Raw genomic sequence first — 22,107 nt, 5'->3', positions numbered from 1 at the left:
CCAAAAAGGGGGCAATGTTTTGGATAACCATGAACCTAACCGCGAAGCTGATTACGGCGCGGGGATAATCGCCGGGAGGAACCCGGTATCTGAGGCCATGCGCTCAGGCCGCGCCATAGACTGCCTGTACGTTTCAAAGGGCCAGCAGGCGGGCCAGATACCCGTGCTCATAGCAAAGGCAAAGCAGCTTGGCATACCTATTAAAGAGGCCGACCAGAGGAAGCTCTCCCATATGTGCAACGGGGCTAACCACCAGGGGATAGTCGCCGTGGCGGCGGCAAGAGAGTATTCAAGCCTTGAGGACATGCTGTCCCTGGCAGAAGAGAGGGGAGAGCCGCCCCTTTTGATAATCTGCGACGGCCTTGAGGACCCCCATAATCTTGGGGCCATAATACGCTCGGCAGAATGTGCCGGGGCCCATGGGGTGATAATCCCTAAGCGCCGGAGCGTGGGGCTGACCTATGCTGTGAGCAAGGCCTCGGCGGGGGCTGTGGAGTATATACCTGTCGCAAGGGTGCAGAATCTCAGCAGCCTTATAGAGGACTTAAAATCCCGGGGGATATGGTGCTTTGCCGCGGACATGGACGGCTCACCTTGGGACAAGACGGATTTTGCAGGGCCCACGGCCCTGGTGATAGGCTCGGAGGGGAAGGGCGTCAGCCGCCTTGTGAAGGAGAAATGCGACGGCGTGGTGTCCCTGCCCGTCAGGGGGCGGGTCAATTCCCTTAACGCTTCGGTGGCGGCAGGTGTGCTCTGCTATGAGGCTGTAAGGCAGAGAACGGAGAGGAGCAGGTAATGAAAGACGATTTAGGATTTACCCTTGAGGATATACTGGAGGAGGAGCGCCAGAAGCGCGAAGCCAGGGGGCAGGCCGGTGAGCCCACCGAACCGGAGCAGAATTATGAAGACTATCAGGACTATGCTGCCGGACAGGAGGAGGGCTCAGAGGAATACCGGGAGTATGAGCCGGAGCCACAGCAGGAGGCAGAGTATGTTGAGCAGGAGCCGGAACAGGAGTCCCGAGAGTACAGCGCCCCTGAGGACCCGGGCCCGGAGTACGTGCTCGAGGAGGAGCCTGAGCCTCAGAAGGGTAAGAAGAAAAAGAAGAAGCGCTGGGGGTTCTTCGGCCGGAAAAAGGTGCCGGACTTTGACGAGAATGAGGAAGATATTTATTACGGCATACAGCTAAAGCCCATTGACGAGTACCGCATGGACAGCGACGGCCCGCCTCTGGGGGAGGAGGGCTATAAGGTCCTGTTCGACGACTCCAAGGCCATTGACGACGAGGTTGAGGAGAACTTCCAGCGCCTGCAGAAGGAGCGCCGCCGGAGGGTTGCCAAGGCGGTGCAGAGCGCCGGTATGGACGAGCAGCAGGTGGAGGAGGAGTTCGGCGTGGTGGCCCCTGTGCCCCTGACCTCATATGCCGCCGACCCCTATGCCCGCCAGCACGGGCTTGGCGCCGAGGGCGGGGAGCTCTCGGACCTGCAGAAGGCCATGCTCCAGACGGACCAGACCATGGAGATAAAGCTTAACGTCCTCAACAGCACCATCGAGATACAGAAGATCCAGGACGGACAGCCGGTGAGCGAGGAGACCGTAGAGCGCATTCTGAGGGAGGCCCCGGAGCCGCCTGAGGAGTACGCAGAGCAGGAGCCGGTGGCTGAGTATGAGCAGGAGCCTGAAATAGAGTATGTGGAGCCGGAGTACGAGCCCGAGCCCCAGCAGGAGCCTGAGGCTGAATATACGGAGCAGAACTACCTGCCCCAGGAGTACCTGGAGCAGGAGCCCGAGGCTGAGCCGGAGCCGGAGATAGAGTACGTGGAGCGGGAATATGAGCCAGAGCCTCAGTTTGTGTCCGAGTATGTGCAGCCGGTATATGAGCAGAAGCCCGAGCCGGTGGCTGAGTATGTACAACCTGAGCCGCAGCCTCAGCCCGTACCCGCGGCGCCGGCGCCGGAGGAGATGAAGACTATCGAGATACCGGTACAGCCCGCGGCCCCGAAGCCTGAGCCTGAGCCGGAACCGGCTCCAGAGCCGCCTCCGAGGCCTATACAGCAGGTGCCCTATGTGGATACTATATACCAGTACCGCTCAAGGAGCATTGCAACCCATATTATAAACGCCGACCTGCTTCAGAGCGCCCTGCTCTCTGAGGAGGAGAGCCTGCAAAGGGCCAAGGACGCAGCGTCCGGCGCGCCAAAGAGAAGGATAAAGCCCCGGAAGGTAGTGGAGGAGTTCCCCCCCGAGCCGGAGCTGCCGCCTGAGAAGCTGAACGAGTCCATTGAGGACTATACAGGGCCGGAGGACGCAAGGTCCATCTCCAACGAGCTCAAGGGACTGATGGGCAAGTCCTCCCTGACCCTGATGATAACAGCCGTGTGCACGGTGATTCTGGCTATAGTGAGCGTGGTCTGCCGCAGCCAGTTCACCCCGAAGGGGACGACCTGGCCCCTGGCCTATGTGATACTGTCCCTGGTGCTTCTGGTGGTGTCTGTGGGTATTTCCTATAAGACCATCGGCAGGGGGCTTAAGGGCCTGTTTGCCGCAAAGGCCAACGCTGACAGCGGCGTGGCGGTGGCGGCGGTGGCGGCGCTGGTACAGACGGTGGCTGCTGTGTTCTTCCGCTCCAAGATTGCGGAGGGCGGGATGTATTTATATGCTCCGGTGGTGTCGGCACTGCTTCTGATGAATGCGGCGGGCAACCTCACCATGCTTCGGCGCATACACAGCAACTTCCGCTTTGTGACCTCCAGGGAGCAGAAGTACGCCGTGATGACCTTCGACGACTATAATACCTCCCTTAAAATGACAAAGGACTGCGTAGCTGAGAAGCCGCTGGTGGCCTACCAGTGCAAGGCGGGCTTTTTGAAGCGGTTTTTGGACCTGTCTTATGCTCCGGACCCATCTGAGACCTCGTCACAGCTGCTGGCCCCTCTGGGGCTCGTATCCTCGCTGGTGCTTTGCATCGCCTGCCTGCTGATAACCAAGGACGTGCCAATGTCCATAAGCGCCCTGGCTGCGGCCTGCTGCGCATGTGTTGCGGCGGGGAATATGCTGACGGTAAACCTGCCGGTGAGCAACCTGTGCAAGACCGCCCGGCGGGCCGGAGGCATGCTTGTGGGCCATAAGGCCGTTGAGACCTTCGGGGATGTGAATGCGGTGATAGCCGACGCAGGGGAGCTGTTCCCCACAGGCACGGTGGTGATATCCGGCATAAAGCAGTTGGGCAACCCGGTGATGGCTGAGGACGCAATTATATGCGCCACGGCCCTGGTGCGTGAGGCCGGAGGGCCGCTCCTGGGTGTGTTCGAGCAGGTGATGAACGATGTTGAGGACGCGCTGCCTGAGGTGGAGCGGTACAGCTACGAGTCCGGGCTCGGCTTAGTCGGCCGGGTGGACGGACGGACCATCTATATCGGCAATAGGAACCTTCTGATGACCCATAGGCTGGAGACCCCGGCAAGGGAGCTGGAGGTGCAGCATATCTCTGGCGGTAAGGATATACTGTACCTTGCCCTGGACGCTGAAGTCGTAGCCATGCTGGTGCTGTCCTACTCGGCGGACAGGAGGAAGAAGAACGAGCTCCAGCGCATGGAGGACAGCGGGATAAGCGTCCTTGTACGCACTACAGACCCCAATGTGACCGTGACAATGGTGTCCAAGCTCTTTGGGGTGGACCCGGCAAGCGTGGGCATACTGGACGGGCAGCTGGGGGACACGGCGCGGCAGCTATTAACGGCTGAGCCTCCCCGGGCGGACGCTGTGGCGGCGACCAAGGGGCGCATGGAGTCTATGATGAGCATAGTGGCGGCGTGCGTGGAGCAGAAACGGACTACCGGCATGCTGGTGGCGATACAGTCGGCGGCGGTGATACTTGGGTTTGTGCTGGTGGCGTTTATGGCCTGCTTTGGCGAGATACGCCGGGTGTCGGCACTGCTGCTGTTCCTGTTCCAGCTGTTCTGGACAGGGGTGCTGCTGGTGCTGCCGAAGTTCCGCGGATAGTTGAGTGAATATTGTTGAAAGAAAAGCGCCTGAAACCAGGCGCTTTTTTGTGTATACTTGTGAGGCCCAAAAATAAAAATCTCAAATCGAAAAAAACTTATTGAAATCTACAGAGAAATAGATTATAATTAGGGTATGCCTTGTGACAAAACTTGTGCAAATTTAATAATACACGCCCCCGCGTCTTGTCAGTTTCGCCAAAGGGGCCGTGAAAGGAGCCATACCCATGACCCAATATCCTGAAAAGAACATAATAAACCTGGCTGTCGCAGGCCACGGCGGCGCCGGCAAGACCACCCTCAGCGAGGCCATTCTGTACCTGGCGGGCGCGTCCGACCGCCGTGGCAAGGTGGGCGACGGAAACACCGTTTGCGACTACGACCCTGAGGAGATACGCCGCAAGGCCTCAATAGCCGCCGCGGTGGCCCCCCTGGAGTGGAAGGGCAAGAAGATAAACCTTCTGGACGCCCCCGGCTTCTTTGACTTTGAGGGCGGTATGCGGGAGGCCATGCGCGCGGCGGATACGGCGCTGATAGTTGTCTCCGGCAAGGACGGCCCCTCTGTCGGCACGGAAAAGGCCGTGGCTGCAGCGGAGAGCCGCGGGCTCAGCAAGATTTTCTTTGTCAACGGCCTGTGTGACGAGAGCGCCAGGTTTTATAGGGTATTTGAGGATTTGAAGGCCCAGTTCGGCCCCTCGGTCTGCCCGGTGGTGGTGCCCTTTATTGAGGACGGCCAGGCGAATATATACGTAAACCTTCTGGAGTACCGGGCATATGACTACTCCGACGGCAAGCCTGTGCAGGTCTCCATACCCGATATGGGCGACAGGCTTGAGGGCCTGCGCACGGCTATTTATGAGGCCGTGGCGGAAACCGACGACGCGCTGTTTGAGAAATACTTCGCGGGTGAGGAGTTCACCCCTGAGGAGGTTATTGTGGGCGTGAGCAAGGGCGTAAAGTCCGGGACTATCACACCTGTGTTCTGCGGCGACGCCATGCTCATGAGGGGCATGGAGCAGTTTATGGACGGCCTCACCTGGCTGGCCCCATCCGCCGCCGACCACGCCGGAGAGATAGGCGTGGACCCGGACGGGAACCCGGTAGAGCTCAGTGTCAGCAGTGACGGCGCCGCGGCGGCTATCGTCTTCAAGACTGTGGCTGACCCATTTATCGGCAAGCTGTCCTATGTCAAGGTCATCTCCGGAAAAATTTCAACTGAGACCCAGCTTATGAATATGCGCACAGGCGCTACCGAGCGCGTGGGCAAGACCGTCATGCTCACCGGCAAGAAGCAGGAGGACGTGAAGTATATCGGCGCTGGGGACATCGGCGCTATCCCAAAGCTGACCACTACCAACACAGGCGACACGCTCTGCGCCCCTGCCCGCAAGGTTACTCTTGACGGCGTGGACTATCCCGGAGCGGCCCTCTCTATGGCAATAGTGCCCAAGAAGAAGGGCGAGGAGGACAAGGTGGCCCAGGGTATGCTCAGGCTCGCTGAGGAGGACCCCACCCTCCACTTCTCCACTAATAACGAGACCCATGAGCTGATAGTCAGCGGCCTGGGCGAGCAGCACCTGGACGTGGCTGTCACCAAGCTGAAGACCAAGTTCGGCGTGGAGGTCACCCTGAAGGACCCGAAGGTGCCATACCGCGAGACCATAAGGAAGACCGTACAGATACAGGGGCGGCATAAGAAGCAGACCGGAGGCCACGGACAGTTCGGCGACGTCTGGATTGAGTTCTCCCCCTGCGACAGCGACGGCCTGGAGTTCAGTGAGCGCGTTGTGGGCGGCTCGGTGCCCAAGGGCTTCTTCCCGGCGGTTGAGAAGGGCCTGAGGGAGTGCATTGTAAAGGGCCCGCTGGCCGGCTACCCGGTGGTAGGGCTGTCCGCGGTGCTGTACGACGGCTCGTATCACCCTGTAGACTCCAGCGAAATGGCCTTTAAGACCGCCGCCTCCATAGCCTATAGGGACGGACTGCCCAAGGCCGGCCCAGTGCTCCTTGAGCCCATAGGCCACCTGAAGGCCACTGTGCCTGACGGCAACATGGGCGACGTGATGGGCGAGGTAAACAAGCGCAGGGGCCGCGTGCTGGGCATGGAGCCCGCAGGCGCAGGCCGCCAGACCGTGGACGCAGAAGTGCCCATGGCTGAGATGCACGACTTCTCCACCTTCGTGCGCCAGAGCACCCAGGGCCGCGGGAGCTTTACCTTTGAGTTTGAGAGGTATGAGGAGGCCCCGGCGATGGTGGCTCAGAAGGTTATTGAGCAGGCTAAGGCTGCGGGCGGCGAGGACTGAGCGCGGTAGTTTGATGGATTTTTAGTGAGTAGGAAAACCCCCCGGATTTATCCGGGGGGTTTTTGTGTGGTTTAGACTTTAGTTATGCGATTGGTGCTGCCAGCCAGTTGGCCGCGTCGTTTACTGTTACATCAACCTCTGACGAGTTGGCAGGGTCGAGAGCTTTAACAGTAATTGAAAGTGGGGAGTTTTGTGGGTCTGAGCTTGCTCCTGAGAATTGTGACGAGAAGCTAAGAATGGTTCGTGTAGTAGGAGACTTAAGTTGTAGATTAGTGAAATTAATGGTAACTGTTCTTAACGGTGTTCCTACACTTTGGTTATAAAGTATCTCAACACCAGTAGGCAGATTTATGTAGCTTCCTATACTCGCATACGATGAGCTTCCCCTGTCGGAAGCATTAATAGCAGCAGCGTCCAATGGAGTTCGCTTTGGCATACCGCTGGAAGAAGAGGAGTAGGCGTATAAAGCCTCGGTAAACATAAGAGTAATTGTACCTTCAATAGTTCCGCCACCAGTGCCACTAGTGGATGGATAGTAGTCAAGAGCAGGAATAACGGTTACCTTGACCTTTTGCTTTTGCTTAATAATAGGATATGCCGCTGTAAACGCATAGCCTGACGGGTTTGTAGACGTGCCGCTATATCCACACACTGCCAAACAATAATTGATATCTCCCAGTTCTTTCCACTTTTCACAGTCAACTGTAAGTGGGCGGGAAGCAGGAAGGGATTGGTTAATATCCGAGCCAATAGCACCTGAGCCGCCGCCGCCTTCAGACTCGATTGCTTCCTGTACGGACTGTTTTAAGCTTTCAGTGGCGCATAAGTCAAACAATGAGCCTTGACGTTCGTTGCCACTTCTGAGGGTTTCAATCATGGCATCCAATACGGTAAAGTCTTTGTCGCTAAATAGCATGAATCCGCCATTGCTGGATGTTTTCCATGTAGACCTGCGGTCTTTGTATTGATTAAATGTGTCTGTGACATTCCCGGAAGACCCAAACTGTTGGCTGAGTGCAGCAGGTAGGTTCTGAGTGTCGTACGGGAACAGCTTATAGGCTACGGTAGCATCCATATTACTGTTAATGGTTGCGATTGTATTGCTGGCCTGCGTCCAGAGAATAGGTTTGCTTATTTCCTTGGTCTTAAACCTATATACTGTAACCGGTGAATAGACGCCTGACGTACCTGTAGTAGTTACCAGATACATTAGGTATTCAGTGTTAGGCTCCAGATTGGGGAGGAAATTGCTCTCATCGGCGCGGGTTACTTCAACACTGCCGGTAATAAGCCTGTTACTGGATATATCGCTGTTGCTAGGATTCGTAATGTTAGAGCTTATAGGAAAGTCAAACTTATATTCATCCGGTATACCTTTTTTGTATTCCTCTGGGAACATCCGCTCAAACACATCAAGGCTGGAAGCCATGGTATATTTGTGTCCGTTCAACGCAATTGGGCCAGCAGGGCCGCAATAGGGAATCATCCTATTGATGTCATCCATACTCACGCGCTGAAGAGTGCTTCCCACATTCTTCTGGGGATTCAATGTATAGCCGTTATCGCCATCACCCAGAGGGGCCATTACGTAGTATACAGTACCTGTAGAGCTCATGGTGAAAACAGCGTTTACGCCATTGGCGGTGGGAGTAAGGGCGGGGAAGCCATCCTGCATTACAGGTGCGCGGCCATCCTCAAACTGTTTCCAGAGCAGGCGGGGCTCCTCATTAAGAGCATTATCCTTATTGGGCCAGGTGATATCTGTGACTCCGTTGGCTCCAGCCAGCACGTTGTCATAGGCGTTTATATTGCTGGGGATAATGCTGCTCAGAGAACTTGCACCGCCTGTTACGAAAGTAACCTGGCCTTCAATGCGCTGGTTAAGGCTGGCGCGGTCGGTACGAGTGCCGACCTTTGTGAAGTGCAGAGCAAAGTCGTAGCTCTTGGGCTCGTCATCGTTAAAGCCTCCGCCCAGCATACCAAGTTTATATTCGGAGTTAATAGGCTGATACTGCGGAACAGTGCCACTCATGGTTTTTATAACACTAGCTCCAGTGTATTTCTTTGTATTGGATGGAACTATAATGGAAATCCTGTCAGAGACAGTGTTGGCGCCGTTTTTGTCAACTTCCACGGAGCCTACAGGCACCCAATCGGTAGTGCCGCTCTCTCTGGTGAACAAATCAAATTCCACATCAGTGTCAAACCAGAAAAGCATATCCCACATCACGCCGTCAGCAGAGGTGCCAGTAGACTGAGGAGTGGCAGTAAAGCCTATATCAATAGGTATAACATCAGTACGTGTTTTCTCATCTCTGGTAGTGATGTCATTGTATACGGAAATAGGACTATTCGTGTCAATTCTATCTCCGTCAATCATATAGGCCTTTAGCTCCAAGTCCTCGAGCTTAGTGATTACCACCCTTGCTGACACAGTCGTAAACTGAGGTAGCTCCTGATTATTCATAGGATTCCGCGCCTGGGAATCGTCCGAGATATTCTGCAGGTGGAACTGGTACCGGGCGCCGCTCTCAAGGTTCAAAGCAGACTTCTCAGGGTGCTCGGGGTCGTTCACGAAGCTGACGACCATGTTGGGGCCTTCCTGGTACACGCGCACGTTGCGGTAGTCCACAACCCAGTCGGTGCTGCCCTCGGGGGTGTTTGCGGTGCGCTCTGCCACAGGCTGGCCGTTGGGGCCCCAGAGGATTATCATGTCCCGCAGGGCCGTGGTAAAGTCCTTCTGGGCCTTTTCGTACTCGGGAGAGCCCTCTGAAGCCGCCGCATAGTTGTTGTAGAGCTCCATCAGCCGGACCTCGTCCAGGCGGTCGGAGGAGCTGCTGGGCTGGCGGTAGCGGATGGCCTCGCTGAACATCACGTCGATAGTGGAGTAGGCGTAGGGGGTGTTGGGGCTATCTTCGGGACAGCTCTCAAACCGCTGGGAGGGCGTGGGTGGGGTCTCATCCAGGGTATGGGCGGTGTACATGCCTATGACCCGGGAGAAGTTGTTGGCCTGGTCCTGTGCCACATAGTAGACGTCGTAGGCGCTCTCCTTCTCAAGGCCGGTAATGCTGATGTTGAACTGGGTGTTGGCCTTGGTGGTGAGCTTGCCGGACTTGGAGCTGGCGGTCCCAACTCCCGCGGTTATCTGTATCTTCGCACCCTCGTCCTTCAGGAACTCCCGCCAATCGTCGGTGTTGGGGAACAGGTCCGGGTCGTGCTTCGGATAGGGGTCTCCGCTGGGGACGGCGACCCAGTAGATGGTGGCGTCCTCATTGACTGTATTGCTAAGGGTCACAGAGGTGGCCTTGGTGTCGGACTGGAACATTTCGCCCATGGTGAACTCAGGGGGGGTGATGTCCTTGGTGGTGACAGTTATCTTCTGCACCTGTGAGCTCTGCTCGCCGTCGGCGTCTGTAAGCCAGTAGTACATATCGTAGCTGGTGCTCTCCTTCACCTCGCCCAGGCCCTCGGGGGTGCCGTCCAGGTCAAGGTCAATCTCTGTAATCTTGAAGGAGTCGAGGGTGTTCTTTATCAGATGGAGCCGCCCGTAGCCGTAGGGGTTGGGGAAGGCCGCGGAGAGCAGCTCATTGGTGCTGGGGGCGGTGCTTCCGGCAGCCAGCACTACATAGTACAGGTCGCAGCTCTTGTTAGCCATGACCGTCGCCTGCATGTTCGCTATCTCAGAGAAGTCCAGGTCGGCATTCTCGTCGTTGCGGGTGGGGGTGGCGTCGGTGATGGAGGGGTAGTCCTTATTGGCCATATCCGGCACAGTGCCGTCGGGAGTGACTATCCTCTGGGACTTCACCGGGCTCTTGCGTCCGTGAGCGTCCACGAGTACAGCGGAGATATAGTAGGTGCCGCCCTGGGTTAGCTCGGTCAGGGGCTGCAGGAACTCCTTCTTTGACACGTCGATATCGATGGTGCCCATACTTTTAAAGCCGGAGCCGTAAGCAGGCTGCTCAATAAGGGTATCGGCGTCCTTATCGGTGAGGGCGCCCTTGGCGGCGTCGGTCAGGGCCCAGTAGAGGGTGCCCGCCTTATTTGTGGAGAAATACGCGTCCGCCGTAGTGGGGGCTATATTCTTGACCTTGGGATAGCCCTCTAAAAGCCTGGGCTTCTGGGAGAGCTCCTTTGCCACCTCGGAGTCCACGTTGGGGATACCGGCAATCTCGGTGATAACGCCCGGGCGCACAGTGACGGAGTCGGGCAGTATCTCAGAGGTGCAGCCGTTGGAGCCCACGTCGAGATGGCCGATGTCGCCGGTGCCGGTTATGGTGGAGGCGGTATCCTGCTTGATATCGTCAACTGAGGCGTTTATCTCCAGATGTACGGTGGAGTTTACAGCCTCCTCGTCAACGGTTATCTTGCTGACGCTGCCGGTGCCGGTGTCGCCCACAGTCAGGGTGGACTCAGGGGACTTCAGCGTCACGTCCTTCATATTGCCGGCAATAGTGAACTTGCCCTCCTCGGGACCCTCGAATATCACCTTCTGGAGGCCCATGCTGTTATTGCGCACGTCGTCCTGTATGTAGGCGTTGGATTTTACGATGGTCTCGGGGATATTGGTGTTGCCAAGGGCCCTGACGGACACATACTGCCCAGTTGCGGGGTCTATCAGCATTTTGCGGGCGGTGACGTTATTGAGCAGCACGCTGGCCTCGCCGCTCTCGCCCTCGCCGCCGCCGGCTATGATAATGCGGCCCAGGACCTTCACATTGTCAAGTATCACGTTGCCAAGGCCCACGCCGCCGGTGAGGTAAAGGTCGCCGGCTATGGTGGTGTTGCGCAGGGTGACGTTTGGGCTGTTTATGGTGACGTTGCCGAACACGCCGCCAAGTTCAGTGACGCCGGAGCTGTTTACCAGAGTGCCCATTGCCACGGACAGCATTCTGGCTATTTCGCCGCGGGTAGAGGAGGCCTTGGGTTTGAAGGTTCCGCTTGGATTGCCGCTTATCACGCCTGCAAGCAGCGCGGAGCGTACGTACTTGCCGCTCCAGTTGCTGAAGGTCTTGCCGTCGGAGAAGTCGGTAACTTCGCCCGCGCTCTCCTCATACCGCAGGCACCTGCCTATAAGGGCCAGGGCCTGCTCACGGGTCACCGGGGCGTTAGGGGAGGCGGTAGTCCTGCTGGTGCCCGCCAGAATCCCCTCGTTATAGGATACCACGATGTCGTTATAGTACCAGGCGTTTTTATTTACGTCGGTAAAGGGGATGGGGCCGGTGCGCCTGAAGCCGAAGGCACGGTTCAGCACCGCCGCCATCTCGGCCCGGGTTATAACGGAGTTGGGGCGGCCGCCGACCATGACGCCGTACTGCTTTAGCTGGTCCATGTACGGGTCGGCCCAGGAGGCGGCCGAGGCCCTGGGCATAATCTCCAGCGGCACGGCGCCGAATAGGAGCATGGCGCACAGGAGCAGTGCCACAGTGCGCTTGATGAATTTCTTCGTGTTCGTAATCATTTGTTTCCCTTTCTCTAAGTCATCAAGGATTTGTAAATTAGCTCGGACATTCTTCAAGGGTATTGGCCCCACTCCCTTCCAAAAGATGCTTTAAATAGATTTTATTCCATTTCCTGTGATATTGCAAGAAATTTAATGTATTTACCAAAATTTGCCTGCCAAGGGCCTTTGTTAGCGCCTGGTGCGCTGTATTGACTTCAGCTGCACGTTGAACACCGCTTCCCTCAGCATGCTCTCCTGCTCGTTCAGGACCTCGGTGAACTTGGCGGCATAGAACAGCGAGCCGTCCTCCATCTCGCTGATACGCAGCAGCTCGCAGCCCAGGAGCAGGGGGCCTCCTCTTGTAATGGGCACCACCACCTCAACGATGTCGCCCACCTTAAACACGCCGCTGGTATAGAAGCTTATGCCGCCGCAGCTGAGGTCGTTGCTCTTAGCTTTATAGCGCCCGGGGCTGCCGTCGGTGGGGTAGATGAAGGTGTCAAAGTCCACGGGCATCCTGAGGTTGGCCCGGACCGTATTGCCCACAAGCTCCCTTAGGGGCTCCAAAACCAGGTGGGTGCCCTGGTAGTGTATCACGTGCCCAAGCTTTGGGGAAATCGCCTCGTCGGCGGGGACTATCTGGATATGGTCGGTATGGACCACCGCCAGAGGGTCCCCCTCGATAATGTTTATCTGCATGTTGAGGCCGTCCATCGGACCCTCCAGGGCCCCGCGGGCCAGCACCCTTGATGTGTTGCTGTCCAGCAGCACGCATAGGGGGGCGTTTTTCGCCGCCTTATCCTTCTTCTTAAAAAACATAATCAAATATCCTCCTAATTCTCCTCGGGTTCATCGGGTACGTCCCCGGCATTGCCCTGGTTTTGGCTATGGGCCTGATTCTGGCCTGCCCCCGGTAGCAGGCTGCGAAGCTGCCTGAGGCCCTGGGACTGGCGGTTGAAGTCGAAATTGAGAAAGTACACGTATATCTCCACGACGGCCCTGTAGAGCTCCGCCGGTATCTCCTGGCCCAAATTAAGCTGGGAGAGTATGGTGGCAAGGGAGTTGTCCTCGTAGATTGGCACGCCGTTTTCCTGGGCCACATCCAGGATTTTTTCAGCAAGATGGCCCATGCCGGCGGCAACTATCACAGGCGCCGAATCGCTGACGCCATACTGCAGGGCCACGGCCCGCTGGCGCACAGGCCGGCCCTCTGCTTCAGACCTTGACATCGACACCGTTCTTCACCTCTTGGAATAGATTTGGGAAAGCGTCTGAAATATTCATCGGGCGCTTCATAGCTGAGACCCGCACATCGCCTGGGGTCAGGCCGTTGCGGGTGAGTATATCCGTCAGGTCCCGGCTCACGTCCCCTGAGAAGGCCGCCACCTCCTGGGGGCAGGAGACCTGCAGGGAGGTCTTGCCGGAGGTGCTGCTGTCTATTATCAGGTCAAAGGGGCCGATACCCTCAATGTCCATCTTTATCAGCAGCCTTGGGGCCGGGGCCTCCCGGCCTGCGCTGTGCTCAGCGTCCGGGTCCACCCACATCTCCGAGAACACCGCCTTATCCTCCCACTGGAAGGGCAGCATTAAATGCTGCAGGGGCATATAGACGCTCTCATTTATTAGTATAGAGCTCATAAGGCTCCTGAATATGTCCTGAGCCGCCGTGCCGCCCTCGCCCTGTAGGGAGCGTTGGGCAAGCTCTATAAAGCGCTGGGTGAAATTATCTGACCTTGAGGCCTTGGCAAACTCAGTGTCCTTTAAGAGCCTTAAAATATCGGCGTCCGACAGGCCGTTAAGGTCGGCCTTGAAAATATTGTAGTTCCCAAGGTGCCTAAAAGCCTGGATAAGGTCGTTCTCAGCGCCGTTCTCGTAGCGTACAATATCAAGGGTCAGCATGGAGAGCAGCCCTCTTGCCATGCCGTGGTCGTGGGTGCGGCGCACATAGTCGGATATGAGGGGGAAGACCTGGCCCCTCAGAAGCTCCAGGTTCCCCTGCCGGTCACGGGCGGCGATGCCGTTTTCCATTTTAGCCGCCATATCCGTCAGCTGGTTTGCCCAATGGGAGGGCAGGGACTTTGTCATATCATATAATGTGCGCAGCATCCGGCTCTCAAGGTGCTCTGTGGAGGACCAGTCGCTGTACTGGCGCAGGAACTGCAAAATCTCCGTGCGGAACATCTCGGACTGGGAGCTGTTGAAGGCGTTCCGCAGCGCCCCGAACAGGGCCCCGCCGAAGCGCTGCCCGCTCATAAGCTGGTTCTGCAGGAACTTTGCCAGCTGGGCCTCATCCATCTGGAGCATATCAAGGAAGGCCTTCAGCTCCTCTGCAAGCCCCGCCGTTATCCCCGACGAGACCTGTAGCCCCTGCCCTTGAAGCAGGCGGAGCATGGCCGACGCCGAATCCGGCGAGTTGGCCATGCGCTGTAAAAACGTGAGGAAGTTGGACTCGTACCGGACCCTATGGGAGACGGAGGCGTCCCCGGCCTGCTGCTGGTCAGAGCGCTGGTCCCCGCGGGTGACACGGGAGGGGTCCACCACGTTGCGGATATTGGTATTCGGGTCCTGGGGGTTTATGGGCTGCCGTCCCGAGACGTTGTCATACCCCGGGACGGGGTTTGTAGGGCGCAGTATCTCAGGCATAGTTATTGCTCCTGTATCTGAAATAGTAAAGTCAAAACAGAGTGATAATCAGTCTGTGCCACTCTATTTTATAATAAAATCTGCCAAAAGGCAAGAATAAACCGTCATGTCCCTTATTTTTTTGCGAAAGAAAGCCGATTACTAACCTGAGGGTTTGCGTTTTGGTGTTGCGAAAATGAAATCCCTGTGTTATAATAAGCAGGCTGGGGCAGATAGGCGCCCGGCAATCTATGCAGAAAAGGTGGAAACAGTATGGCCAACGATATGATGGAAGCCTATCTCTACGAGATGAACACGCTTTTGGAATCCCTTGACGAGATGGTGCTGGGCGCGGAGGACAGGAAGACCTTCTCCCAGGAGGACGTGAACGAGATATTCCGTATTATGCACACGATAAAGGGCTCCTCCGCAATGATGGAGTTCGACAATCTTATGACGGTCGCCCACCGTATTGAGGATATGTTCTTTATAATCCGCGACAAGGGCATGGAAGCCGTGGCTGAAGAGCTTCGGCCCGAGCTATTCGACCTTATCTTCCAGGCCATAGATTTCTTCAAGGCCGAGGTAGAGAAGCTGGAGAGCGGCGCAAGCCTCACTGAGGATATCGACAGCATACTGGCGAATATTAAGAGCTTTTCAAATAAAATTCAGGGCAAGGCCGATGATGAGGAGCCGGCTGCCGAGGCCAAGGCTGAGCCGGAGGCTCCCGCGGCCAGCGAAGCGGGCGGACATACCAGCAGCAAGTTCCCCTTCGGCATACGGGTCTTCTTTGACGAGGGCGCGGGCATGGAGAACCTCAGGGCCTTTATGCTGGCAAGCGCCGTGAGGGATTCTGTGGAGAGCGAGAGCGATTTTGACTATTATCCCGCAGACGTGGACACAAATTCCGAGACCTCTGCAATAGTTGTGGACGAGGGCTTCTCCATCCGTTTCCTAACGGACGAACTCAGGCAGAAGGCCCTGGCGGTCGTGAAGGACGCGGGGTCTGTGGGCAACTATAACCTCTTTGAGTATGAGGCCCCCGAGGCCCAGGAGACCCAGGCCGCTCCCCAGCAGGCGGAGCCCCCAAAGGCTCAGGCAGCAGCTCCCCAGAGCACCCCTGCGGCCCCGGCTCCCGCGGCCCAGCAGGGCGGCAATAATAACGCCAATAAGAACCAGAAGGAGAGCCTTATAAGCGTAAACCTCTCCAAGCTGGACGAGCTGAACGCGGTTGTGGGCGAGATAGTCATAACCGAGTCCATGGTGACGGCATCCCCGGACCTGGAGGGCTTAAAGTTAGATAACTTCACCAGCGCCGCCAGGCAGCTCCGCTCCCTTACAGACCAGCTCCAGGACGTGTCCATGTCCCTCAGGATGGTCTCGGTATCCGCTACATTCCAGAAAATGCGCAGGATAGTCAGGGATATGAGCAAGAAGCTGGGCAAGGAGGTAAACCTTGTTCTTGAGGGCGAGGAGACCGAGATAGACAAGACGATAGTTGACAGTATCAGCGACCCGCTCATGCACATCGTCAGAAACTCCATGGACCACGGCATTGAGGAGAACGTGCAGGACAGGATAGCCGCCGGGAAGGACCCGGTGGGCAGGATAGTCCTCTCCGCCCGGCACACCGGCAGCGAGGTCATTATAGAGGTAATAGACGACGGCCAGGGCGCCGACGACGAGGCCATCCTCAATAAGGCTATGCGCCAGGGCCTGGCTGTCCCGGGTGTTGACTATTCCCATAAGGATATACTTAACTTCCTGCTCATGCCCGGCTTTTCCACCAACGTGGAGGTCACGGAGTATTCAGGCCGCGGCGTGGGTATGGACGTGGTGAAGTCCAACGTGGAGAGCGTTGGCGGCACTGTGAGCATTTCCAGCGAAAAGGGCCATGGGATGACCACCACCCTGAAGATACCGCTGACAATGGCTATCATGGACGGAATGGAGGTATCCGTGGGTGATTCGGTGTTCACCGTGCCCATCAACAATATCCGCTCCATACTGAAGATGACAAACGGGGATGTGATACACGACTCCACCAAGGGCGAGACCCTGCGGGTCATGGACAATTTCTACTCTGTGGTGCGCGCCAAGGAGTTCTATCAGATGGAGAAGGGCCAGGACGAGATAGACGACGGTATCATCCTGTGGGTGGAGTCCGGCGACAACTCCTTCTGCCTGTTCGTGGATAAGCTGATAGGCGAGCAGCAGGTGGTGGTAAAGCCTTTGCCGGACTATGTGAACAACTACGGCATCCGCAACTACGGCGTCACCGGCTGCACCATCCTAGGAAACGGCGATATCAGCATTATACTGGACGTCGCCAGTATCTACGCCGCCTCCCAGGCAGGCTGAGCATGGGTATTGCAAACAGGCGTAACTTCTGATATAATCTTAGAGTATATATAAATCAGCTCGGGAAATAAAAGCAAGAGGAAAGGATTTTCGCTGTATGGATACAATGACTGAAATGACGGCTGATACAGCAGCGCTGGCCCCTGATGAAGAGATGGTGGAGGTAGAGGTCAATAAGTACCTTATCTTCCTCTCCGGCGGTATCTACTACGGCGTGGACACCAAGTATGTAAAGGAGATGCTCACCCAGTGGGAGACCTCCGTTACCTGGCTGCCCATGCTGCCCCCGGATATCCGGGGCGTAATCAACCTGCGCGGCGGCGTGGTGCCCATAATCGACTTCAGGCTGATGATGGGCTGTATGCCCGAGGACAAATTCTGCACGGTTATCCTGGATATGGAGGGAACCCAGATAGGCATACTGGTTGACGAGGTGGACCAGACCGTGGACATTGAGAAGAACCGGATACTGCCTGTGCCCCGCCAGAGCGATATGTCGGCCCAGAAGATGGTGACCGGCATGTACAGCCTCCCCGGAGGCAAGAAGACTCTGATGGTGCTTGACTGCACCCAGCTGCTGTATGGACACCAGTAAGAAGCAGGCCGCGGCCGCCTCAACCTCCATGGCGATCACGGATAAGGATTTTAACCGCTTAGTTACCTTCGTGCAGGGCAAGTATGGTATAGACCTGCACCAGAAGCGCCAGCTCGTCACCAGCCGGCTTTCGGGCACGGTGAAGAATATGGGCTATAACAGCTTCACGGAGTATGTGGACTTCCTGCTGAAAAAGGGCTCCGGGGACGATATAAACCATCTGCTTTCGCGGCTCACCACCAATTATACCTATTTTATGCGTGAGGTGGAGTCCTTCGACTACTTCACAAGCACCATTCTGCCGGATATAGTGAATAAGCACCAGAGGGACAAATGCCTGTCCATCTGGAGCGCGGCGTGCTCATCGGGGGAGGAGCCCTATAACGTGTCCATGTACATAATGGACTATCTTGGGGGGCAGGCCTCTGCCTGGGACACCAGGCTGCTGGCCTCGGACATATCAATGGACGCCCTGACCAAGGCCAAGAAGGGCATATACGAGCTGCCGGACACCATACCGCCCAACTGGAGGAAAAACTACTTCAAGCCTGCGGGCGGCAAGCAGTACGAGGTGGCCCCGAGGATAAAGAATAATGTTATATTCAAGCAGTTCAACCTGATGGACCCAATACATTTCAAGAGGAAATTCGACGTCATCTTCTGCCGCAACGTGATGATTTACTTCGACCAGCAGACCAAGTCAGACCTTGCAAGGAGGATGTTCGACGCCACTGTGCCAGGGGGGTACCTTATTATAAGCAAGGCTGAGAACCTGCCGCCCGACACGCCCTATGCCAGGGTGGCGACCTCTATATTCCAGAAGCGCTAAGGCATTCTGTCGGCCCGGTTTTTCCAAGAAGCATCAGGAGGGATACTAGTTGGCAAACAAGATAAGGGTCCTGGTGGTGGACGACTCCATCATTGCCAGGAAAATAATAATGGAGGGGCTTCGCAGGGACCCGCGTATTGAGGTGGCAGGCTATGCCATAAACGCCGCCGATGCGGAGAATAAGCTTCGCTCCCTTAACCCGGATGTTATGACCTGCGACGTGCAAATGCCGGGCATGACCGGGATAGAGTTCCTAAAGAAGATACTGCCCCAGCACCCCCTTCCGGTGGTGCTGGCGTCCTCGCTGAACCTCAGGGTGTTCGACGCCCTGCATGCAGGAGCGGTGGGATTTGTGCGCAAGCCCGACGGTGTGCAGAGCCGGGACGAATTTGTCCGCTCCCTAACTGAGGCGGTGATAGAGGCCTCCCATGCAAAGGTGCGGCGCCCCGCCCCGGTAGGAGCTGCTGCGGCGCCGGAGCTGCCGGTGCCGGCGACAGTGGGGCCCATAGGCGGCAGCACAGGCGCACAGCAGTATATTATCGGACTGGGTGCGTCCACGGGCGGTACCGAGGCCACCCTTGAGGTGATGAAGCGCCTGCCTGCGGACATACCAGCCATGGTGATAGTGCAGCATATGCCCCCGGGATTTACAAAGATGTACGCCGAACGCCTGGACCGTCTCTGCCGCATGGAGGTCAGGGAGGCAGTAAACGGCGACAAGCTCCACAGGGGCCTGGCCCTGGTTGCCCCGGCGGACCTTCAGTGCCGGATAAACCGCAGCCCGGCAGGGGAGTATTATGTCTCCTGCACACCGGGGGATAAGGTCAGCGGGCACAGGCCGTCGGTAGACGCGCTGTTTTTGTCCATGGCTGAGAACGTCCGCTGCAAAATGACAGGCATAATCCTCACAGGCATGGGCGCCGACGGGGCCGAGGGACTGCTCCGTATGCGCCAGAAGGGGGCCTATACCATCGGCCAGGATAAGGAATCCTGCGTGGTGTACGGTATGCCCGGCGTGGCCTATGAGAAAGGCGCAGTCTGTGAGCAGGCCAGCATTGAGCGCGTGGCAAGCGTCTTGCTCAGGAGCCTGCAGGCGGGAAAATAGGCGTATCTAAGGCCTGATACTGAAAATTTAAATATACAGTCTCAATAAAGTTTAAAGAAATATCGGGTGACCCCTTAATTTTTCCAAGGGTCATCCGATAAATTATTTAGAGAACGTTGTAACTATACCCCCATTGACGAAAAGAGGGATGTCACATGATTAGTATGTCAAATATCACCCCCCTAAGCCCTGCGGGCTCCATGCGGGTGAACAAGCCCCGCACAGCAGGCGCTGCCGGCGTGAGGCAAGGCCAGCCGGCTGAGAAGTTTGATAAGGTAACCCTGTCTGCCCATGAGGGCGAGGACCCAATAAAGATGGAGCTTCAGAGCAAGCTCTCCCAGGAGGTGCGCACGGCTACCACCACCGGCACCCTGGCAAACCTGCGCCGGGAGGTGCAGAGCGGCCAGTACCAGGTGGACGCAAGGAGCATAGCTAAAAAGCTCCTGCTGATGGGGGAGGTCTGAGCTTGAGCCAGGTTTACGAGGATTTTTTACAGTATCTTGCGGAGTTCGCCGATACACTGGACCAGATGACCGAGGTTACAAAGACCAAGAACAAGGCTGCAAAGGCCGGTGACCTGGTGACGGTTGAGGCGATGATGAAGAAGGAGCAGGTATTCAGCATGACCCTGAGGGGAATGGATATCAAGCGGGATAAAATGCTCAAAGAGATGGGCCTGGAGGGAGTGCCGCTGTCGAAGCTTGCAGAGAATTATCCCCCCGAGCTCTTTGACCGGGCAAGAAAGGCCGCCGAGCACGCGGCCAAGCGCTTTGAGGTCTTTAGCTGCGCTTCAGAGGCGGCGCGGGTCACAATGGAATGTATGCTCCACGATATCGAGCGGATGATGCCCGAAAGCCAGCCGGTCCCCCAGAGGGACAAGGGCGAGCCGCCGACCAGGATGAAGACGGATTTCCGCGCCTGAGAGCGGCCCGGGACTGCGAACAAAAAACTACCCCAAACCTAACGGAGGACTATACCTATGAGCACTGTTTCCACATTCAGCGGCTTCACAATGGCAAGGCTTGGCATTATGGCTTCGTCCAAGGCCATGGAGGTCACTGGCAATAATATTTCAAACATCAACACGCCGGGCTATACCCGCCAGTCCCTGGACCAGCGGGCCCTGTTCGTAGGCGGCGCGGACGTGTACTCCTCACAGTTCGACGTGCGCGTGGGCGCCGGCGCCCTTACCACAGGCGTGTCACAGCTGCGCGACCCATATTTGGATATCCGCTTCAGGAATGAGAACGCCAAGGTGGGCTTCTACGAGGGCAAGTACGATATACTCCAGTCTCTCTCCCTTATTATGAATGAGGTTGCCAAGGGCGAGGAGGACGGCGGCGTCATGGAGAAGCAGTTCAACGATATCCTTGAGCAGCTTCAGGTCATGAACACCGAGCACGCCGGAGATAAGTCATACGACTCCGCGGTGCGCAAGTCTGCCGAGGCCCTTGTACAGCTTTTCCACACCTACTCAGAGTCCATTGACAAGGTGCTGACGAACACCCAGGCTGAGTTCAAGGAGAATATCGGCGAAGTCAACAGGCTCCTTACAAAGCTGCGCGAGCTCAACGAGTCCATTAAGAAGGCTGAGATAAGCAGCGGCGCCCTAAGCGACGCCGAACGCAAAGAGGGCATGATAGGCGAGCGGGGGCAGCAGGCCCTGGAGCTCCGGGACGAGCGCAACACCATCATCGACGAGCTGTCAAAGCTTATCCCAATCGACGTTAAATACTCCGACGAGTCCATCGGCGCGGGAATGACTGTTGAGAAGCTGACAATAACCCTCAAGGGCAACAGCGACGCCGTGCTGGTAGACGGCGTGTACAGGGGCCAGCTCTCAGTGCAGGATGACCCTGACAACCCGGGAAATGAAGACCCGTATCTGCGCCTGCAGATATCCGTGCTGGAGAATGGCCTGGGCCAGAAGATGGCTGTCAATAAGCCCGGGGGAGAGGTTTATAAAATAAAGGACCAGGAGCTAAAGAGCGGCACCCTCCAGGCGCAGCGGGAAATGCTCACCAAGGTGGGTGAGTATTCCAGCACGGATGAGATTGCCATGGACCCTAACGCCTCTACAAAGCGGGGCATAAGGTATTATCAGAATGCTCTGGACGCACTAGCTCAGAAGTTTGCCAGTATCTTTAATGAAGCCAACATGAAGGATAAGGATGGGTTCATGCTTGTGAATCCAGCTAACGGTGATTATTTAAAGTATAAAGGTGACCCAGCTACAGCAACTGATGCAGACAAAGCAAATTTAAATAACTATGATGTGGTTACAGAGCCGGTTATCGACGGCGCAGGCGCACTGTTCAGCAACAATGGTGATGACAATGACCCGTCTGGTATTACAGCAGGCAATATCAGCATTTCTTATAACTGGTCTCACGAAACTACCCATGTTATTCAGACCAGGGACCCGGCAAAGAACCACCTGTCAACTGCTAATGACAATATCGCTCACCTTATTGCCCAAATGCAGGCCGACCATGCTTACGCCCCGGGAGATTTAGGGAATACCAACCATAATCCCGTTCCGGGAAATGCGGCTGCAAACGGTGATGCCTTCTATACCGGTTCCTTCCAGGGTATGCTCACCTATATCAACAATATGCTTGGCAACGACCAGAAGGCCACAGGGGATATACTCGACAATTTCTACGCCTCCTCCCAGGAGCTGGATTTGGGCCGGGAGTCCGTTTCCGGCGTTGACCTGAACGATGAGGCGGTCAATATGATGCAGCTGCAGAAGTCCTACTCGGCCTCCTGCCGCCTGCTAACTACCATTGACGAGCTTCTGGATAAGCTGATTAACGGCACCGGCGTTGCCGGACGCTGATTTATATAAATT

At 56.5% G+C, this 22,107-nt stretch carries 14 protein-coding genes; 10 read left to right on the top strand and 4 right to left on the bottom strand.

The window, feature by feature from the left end; translation table 11 throughout:
• The first annotated feature begins 19 nt into the window (after positions 1-19).
• From rlmB to D5270_RS12720, 3 genes are all read left to right on the top strand, one after another.
• Positions 20-796 (top strand): 23S rRNA (guanosine(2251)-2'-O)-methyltransferase RlmB, encoded by a 777-nt coding sequence (gene rlmB, locus D5270_RS12730; RefSeq protein ID WP_243150357.1) that lies wholly within the window; start codon positions 20-22, stop codon positions 794-796.
• Entirely contained in the window at positions 796-4,002 is a 3,207-nt protein-coding gene (locus tag D5270_RS12725) for a hypothetical protein (protein ID WP_166544455.1), read from the top strand. Before rlmB ends, D5270_RS12725 begins: the two co-directional genes overlap by 1 nt.
• Positions 4,003-4,228: 226 nt before the next feature.
• Positions 4,229-6,301 (top strand): elongation factor G, encoded by a 2,073-nt coding sequence (locus D5270_RS12720; RefSeq protein WP_166544454.1) that lies wholly within the window; start codon positions 4,229-4,231, stop codon positions 6,299-6,301.
• A gap of 82 nt (positions 6,302-6,383) precedes the next feature.
• Here the strand turns inward: D5270_RS12720 and D5270_RS12715 are convergent, their stop codons facing one another.
• The 4 genes from D5270_RS12715 to D5270_RS12700 all read right to left on the bottom strand — a co-directional run bounded on the left by D5270_RS12715 (position 6,384) and on the right by D5270_RS12700 (position 14,384).
• Positions 6,384-11,759 carry an S-layer homology domain-containing protein gene (locus D5270_RS12715; protein ID WP_166544453.1) on the bottom strand — a complete coding sequence of 1,792 codons (5,376 nt, stop codon included), beginning with the start codon at positions 11,757-11,759 and terminating at the stop codon, positions 6,384-6,386.
• 171 nt (positions 11,760-11,930) lie between these two features.
• Entirely contained in the window at positions 11,931-12,560 is a 630-nt protein-coding gene (locus D5270_RS12710; protein WP_161473244.1) for a PilZ domain-containing protein, read from the bottom strand.
• A 14-nt stretch (positions 12,561-12,574) separates the two neighbouring features.
• Positions 12,575-12,970, bottom strand: coding sequence for an EscU/YscU/HrcU family type III secretion system export apparatus switch protein (locus D5270_RS12705; protein WP_166544452.1), 396 nt, complete (start codon positions 12,968-12,970; stop codon positions 12,575-12,577).
• A complete protein-coding gene (locus D5270_RS12700; RefSeq protein WP_166544451.1) occupies positions 12,957-14,384 on the bottom strand; it encodes a hypothetical protein in 1,428 nt (475 codons plus the stop codon). Before D5270_RS12700 ends, D5270_RS12705 begins: the two co-directional genes overlap by 14 nt.
• A gap of 252 nt (positions 14,385-14,636) precedes the next feature.
• Between D5270_RS12700 and D5270_RS12695 the strand changes: the two genes are divergently transcribed.
• The 7 genes from D5270_RS12695 to D5270_RS12665 all read left to right on the top strand — a co-directional run bounded on the left by D5270_RS12695 (position 14,637) and on the right by D5270_RS12665 (position 22,095).
• Positions 14,637-16,724: a chemotaxis protein CheA gene (locus D5270_RS12695; protein ID WP_166544450.1), complete on the top strand. Its 2,088-nt coding sequence runs from the start codon at positions 14,637-14,639 to the stop codon at positions 16,722-16,724.
• Between the two features lie 97 nt (positions 16,725-16,821).
• On the top strand, positions 16,822-17,319 hold the full coding sequence (locus D5270_RS12690; protein WP_166544449.1) for a chemotaxis protein CheW: 498 nt from the start codon (positions 16,822-16,824) through the stop codon (positions 17,317-17,319).
• Positions 17,306-18,148 (top strand): CheR family methyltransferase, encoded by an 843-nt coding sequence (locus D5270_RS12685; protein WP_166544448.1) that lies wholly within the window; start codon positions 17,306-17,308, stop codon positions 18,146-18,148. Before D5270_RS12690 ends, D5270_RS12685 begins: the two co-directional genes overlap by 14 nt.
• Positions 18,149-18,197: 49 nt before the next feature.
• Positions 18,198-19,253 carry a chemotaxis-specific protein-glutamate methyltransferase CheB gene (gene cheB, locus D5270_RS12680; RefSeq protein WP_166544447.1) on the top strand — a complete coding sequence of 352 codons (1,056 nt, stop codon included), beginning with the start codon at positions 18,198-18,200 and terminating at the stop codon, positions 19,251-19,253.
• A 155-nt stretch (positions 19,254-19,408) separates the two neighbouring features.
• Positions 19,409-19,717: a flagellar biosynthesis anti-sigma factor FlgM gene (locus D5270_RS12675; protein WP_166544446.1), complete on the top strand. Its 309-nt coding sequence runs from the start codon at positions 19,409-19,411 to the stop codon at positions 19,715-19,717.
• A gap of 2 nt (positions 19,718-19,719) precedes the next feature.
• Positions 19,720-20,175, top strand: coding sequence for a flagellar export chaperone FlgN (locus D5270_RS12670; protein ID WP_166544445.1), 456 nt, complete (start codon positions 19,720-19,722; stop codon positions 20,173-20,175).
• Between the two features lie 57 nt (positions 20,176-20,232).
• Positions 20,233-22,095, top strand: coding sequence for a flagellar hook-associated protein FlgK (locus tag D5270_RS12665; RefSeq protein ID WP_166544472.1), 1,863 nt, complete (start codon positions 20,233-20,235; stop codon positions 22,093-22,095).
• Positions 22,096-22,107 lie beyond the last annotated feature (12 nt).

The organism is Acutalibacter sp. 1XD8-36, from assembly GCF_009917525.1.
Classification (GTDB): Bacteria; Bacillota; Clostridia; order Oscillospirales; family Acutalibacteraceae; genus Acutalibacter.
This window is presented reverse-complemented; position numbering and strand designations above follow the sequence as displayed.

Bases quoted from the DNA above. Each gene is read 5' to 3' on its own strand.
- D5270_RS12665 (WP_166544472.1), top strand. From the start codon at position 20,233: ATGAGCACTGTTTCCACATTCAGCGGCTTCACAATGGCAAGGCTTGGC.
- D5270_RS12720 (WP_166544454.1), top strand. From the start codon at position 4,229: ATGACCCAATATCCTGAAAAGAACATAATAAACCTGGCTGTCGCAGGC.
- D5270_RS12690 (WP_166544449.1), top strand. From the start codon at position 16,822: ATGGATACAATGACTGAAATGACGGCTGATACAGCAGCGCTGGCCCCT.
- D5270_RS12675 (WP_166544446.1), top strand. From the start codon at position 19,409: ATGATTAGTATGTCAAATATCACCCCCCTAAGCCCTGCGGGCTCCATG.
- D5270_RS12685 (WP_166544448.1), top strand. From the start codon at position 17,306: ATGGACACCAGTAAGAAGCAGGCCGCGGCCGCCTCAACCTCCATGGCG.
- D5270_RS12725 (WP_166544455.1), top strand. From the start codon at position 796: ATGAAAGACGATTTAGGATTTACCCTTGAGGATATACTGGAGGAGGAG.
- D5270_RS12700 (WP_166544451.1), bottom strand. From the start codon at position 14,384: ATGCCTGAGATACTGCGCCCTACAAACCCCGTCCCGGGGTATGACAAC.
- D5270_RS12695 (WP_166544450.1), top strand. From the start codon at position 14,637: ATGGCCAACGATATGATGGAAGCCTATCTCTACGAGATGAACACGCTT.
- D5270_RS12710 (WP_161473244.1), bottom strand. From the start codon at position 12,560: ATGTTTTTTAAGAAGAAGGATAAGGCGGCGAAAAACGCCCCCCTATGC.
- D5270_RS12705 (WP_166544452.1), bottom strand. From the start codon at position 12,970: ATGTCAAGGTCTGAAGCAGAGGGCCGGCCTGTGCGCCAGCGGGCCGTG.
- D5270_RS12715 (WP_166544453.1), bottom strand. From the start codon at position 11,759: ATGATTACGAACACGAAGAAATTCATCAAGCGCACTGTGGCACTGCTC.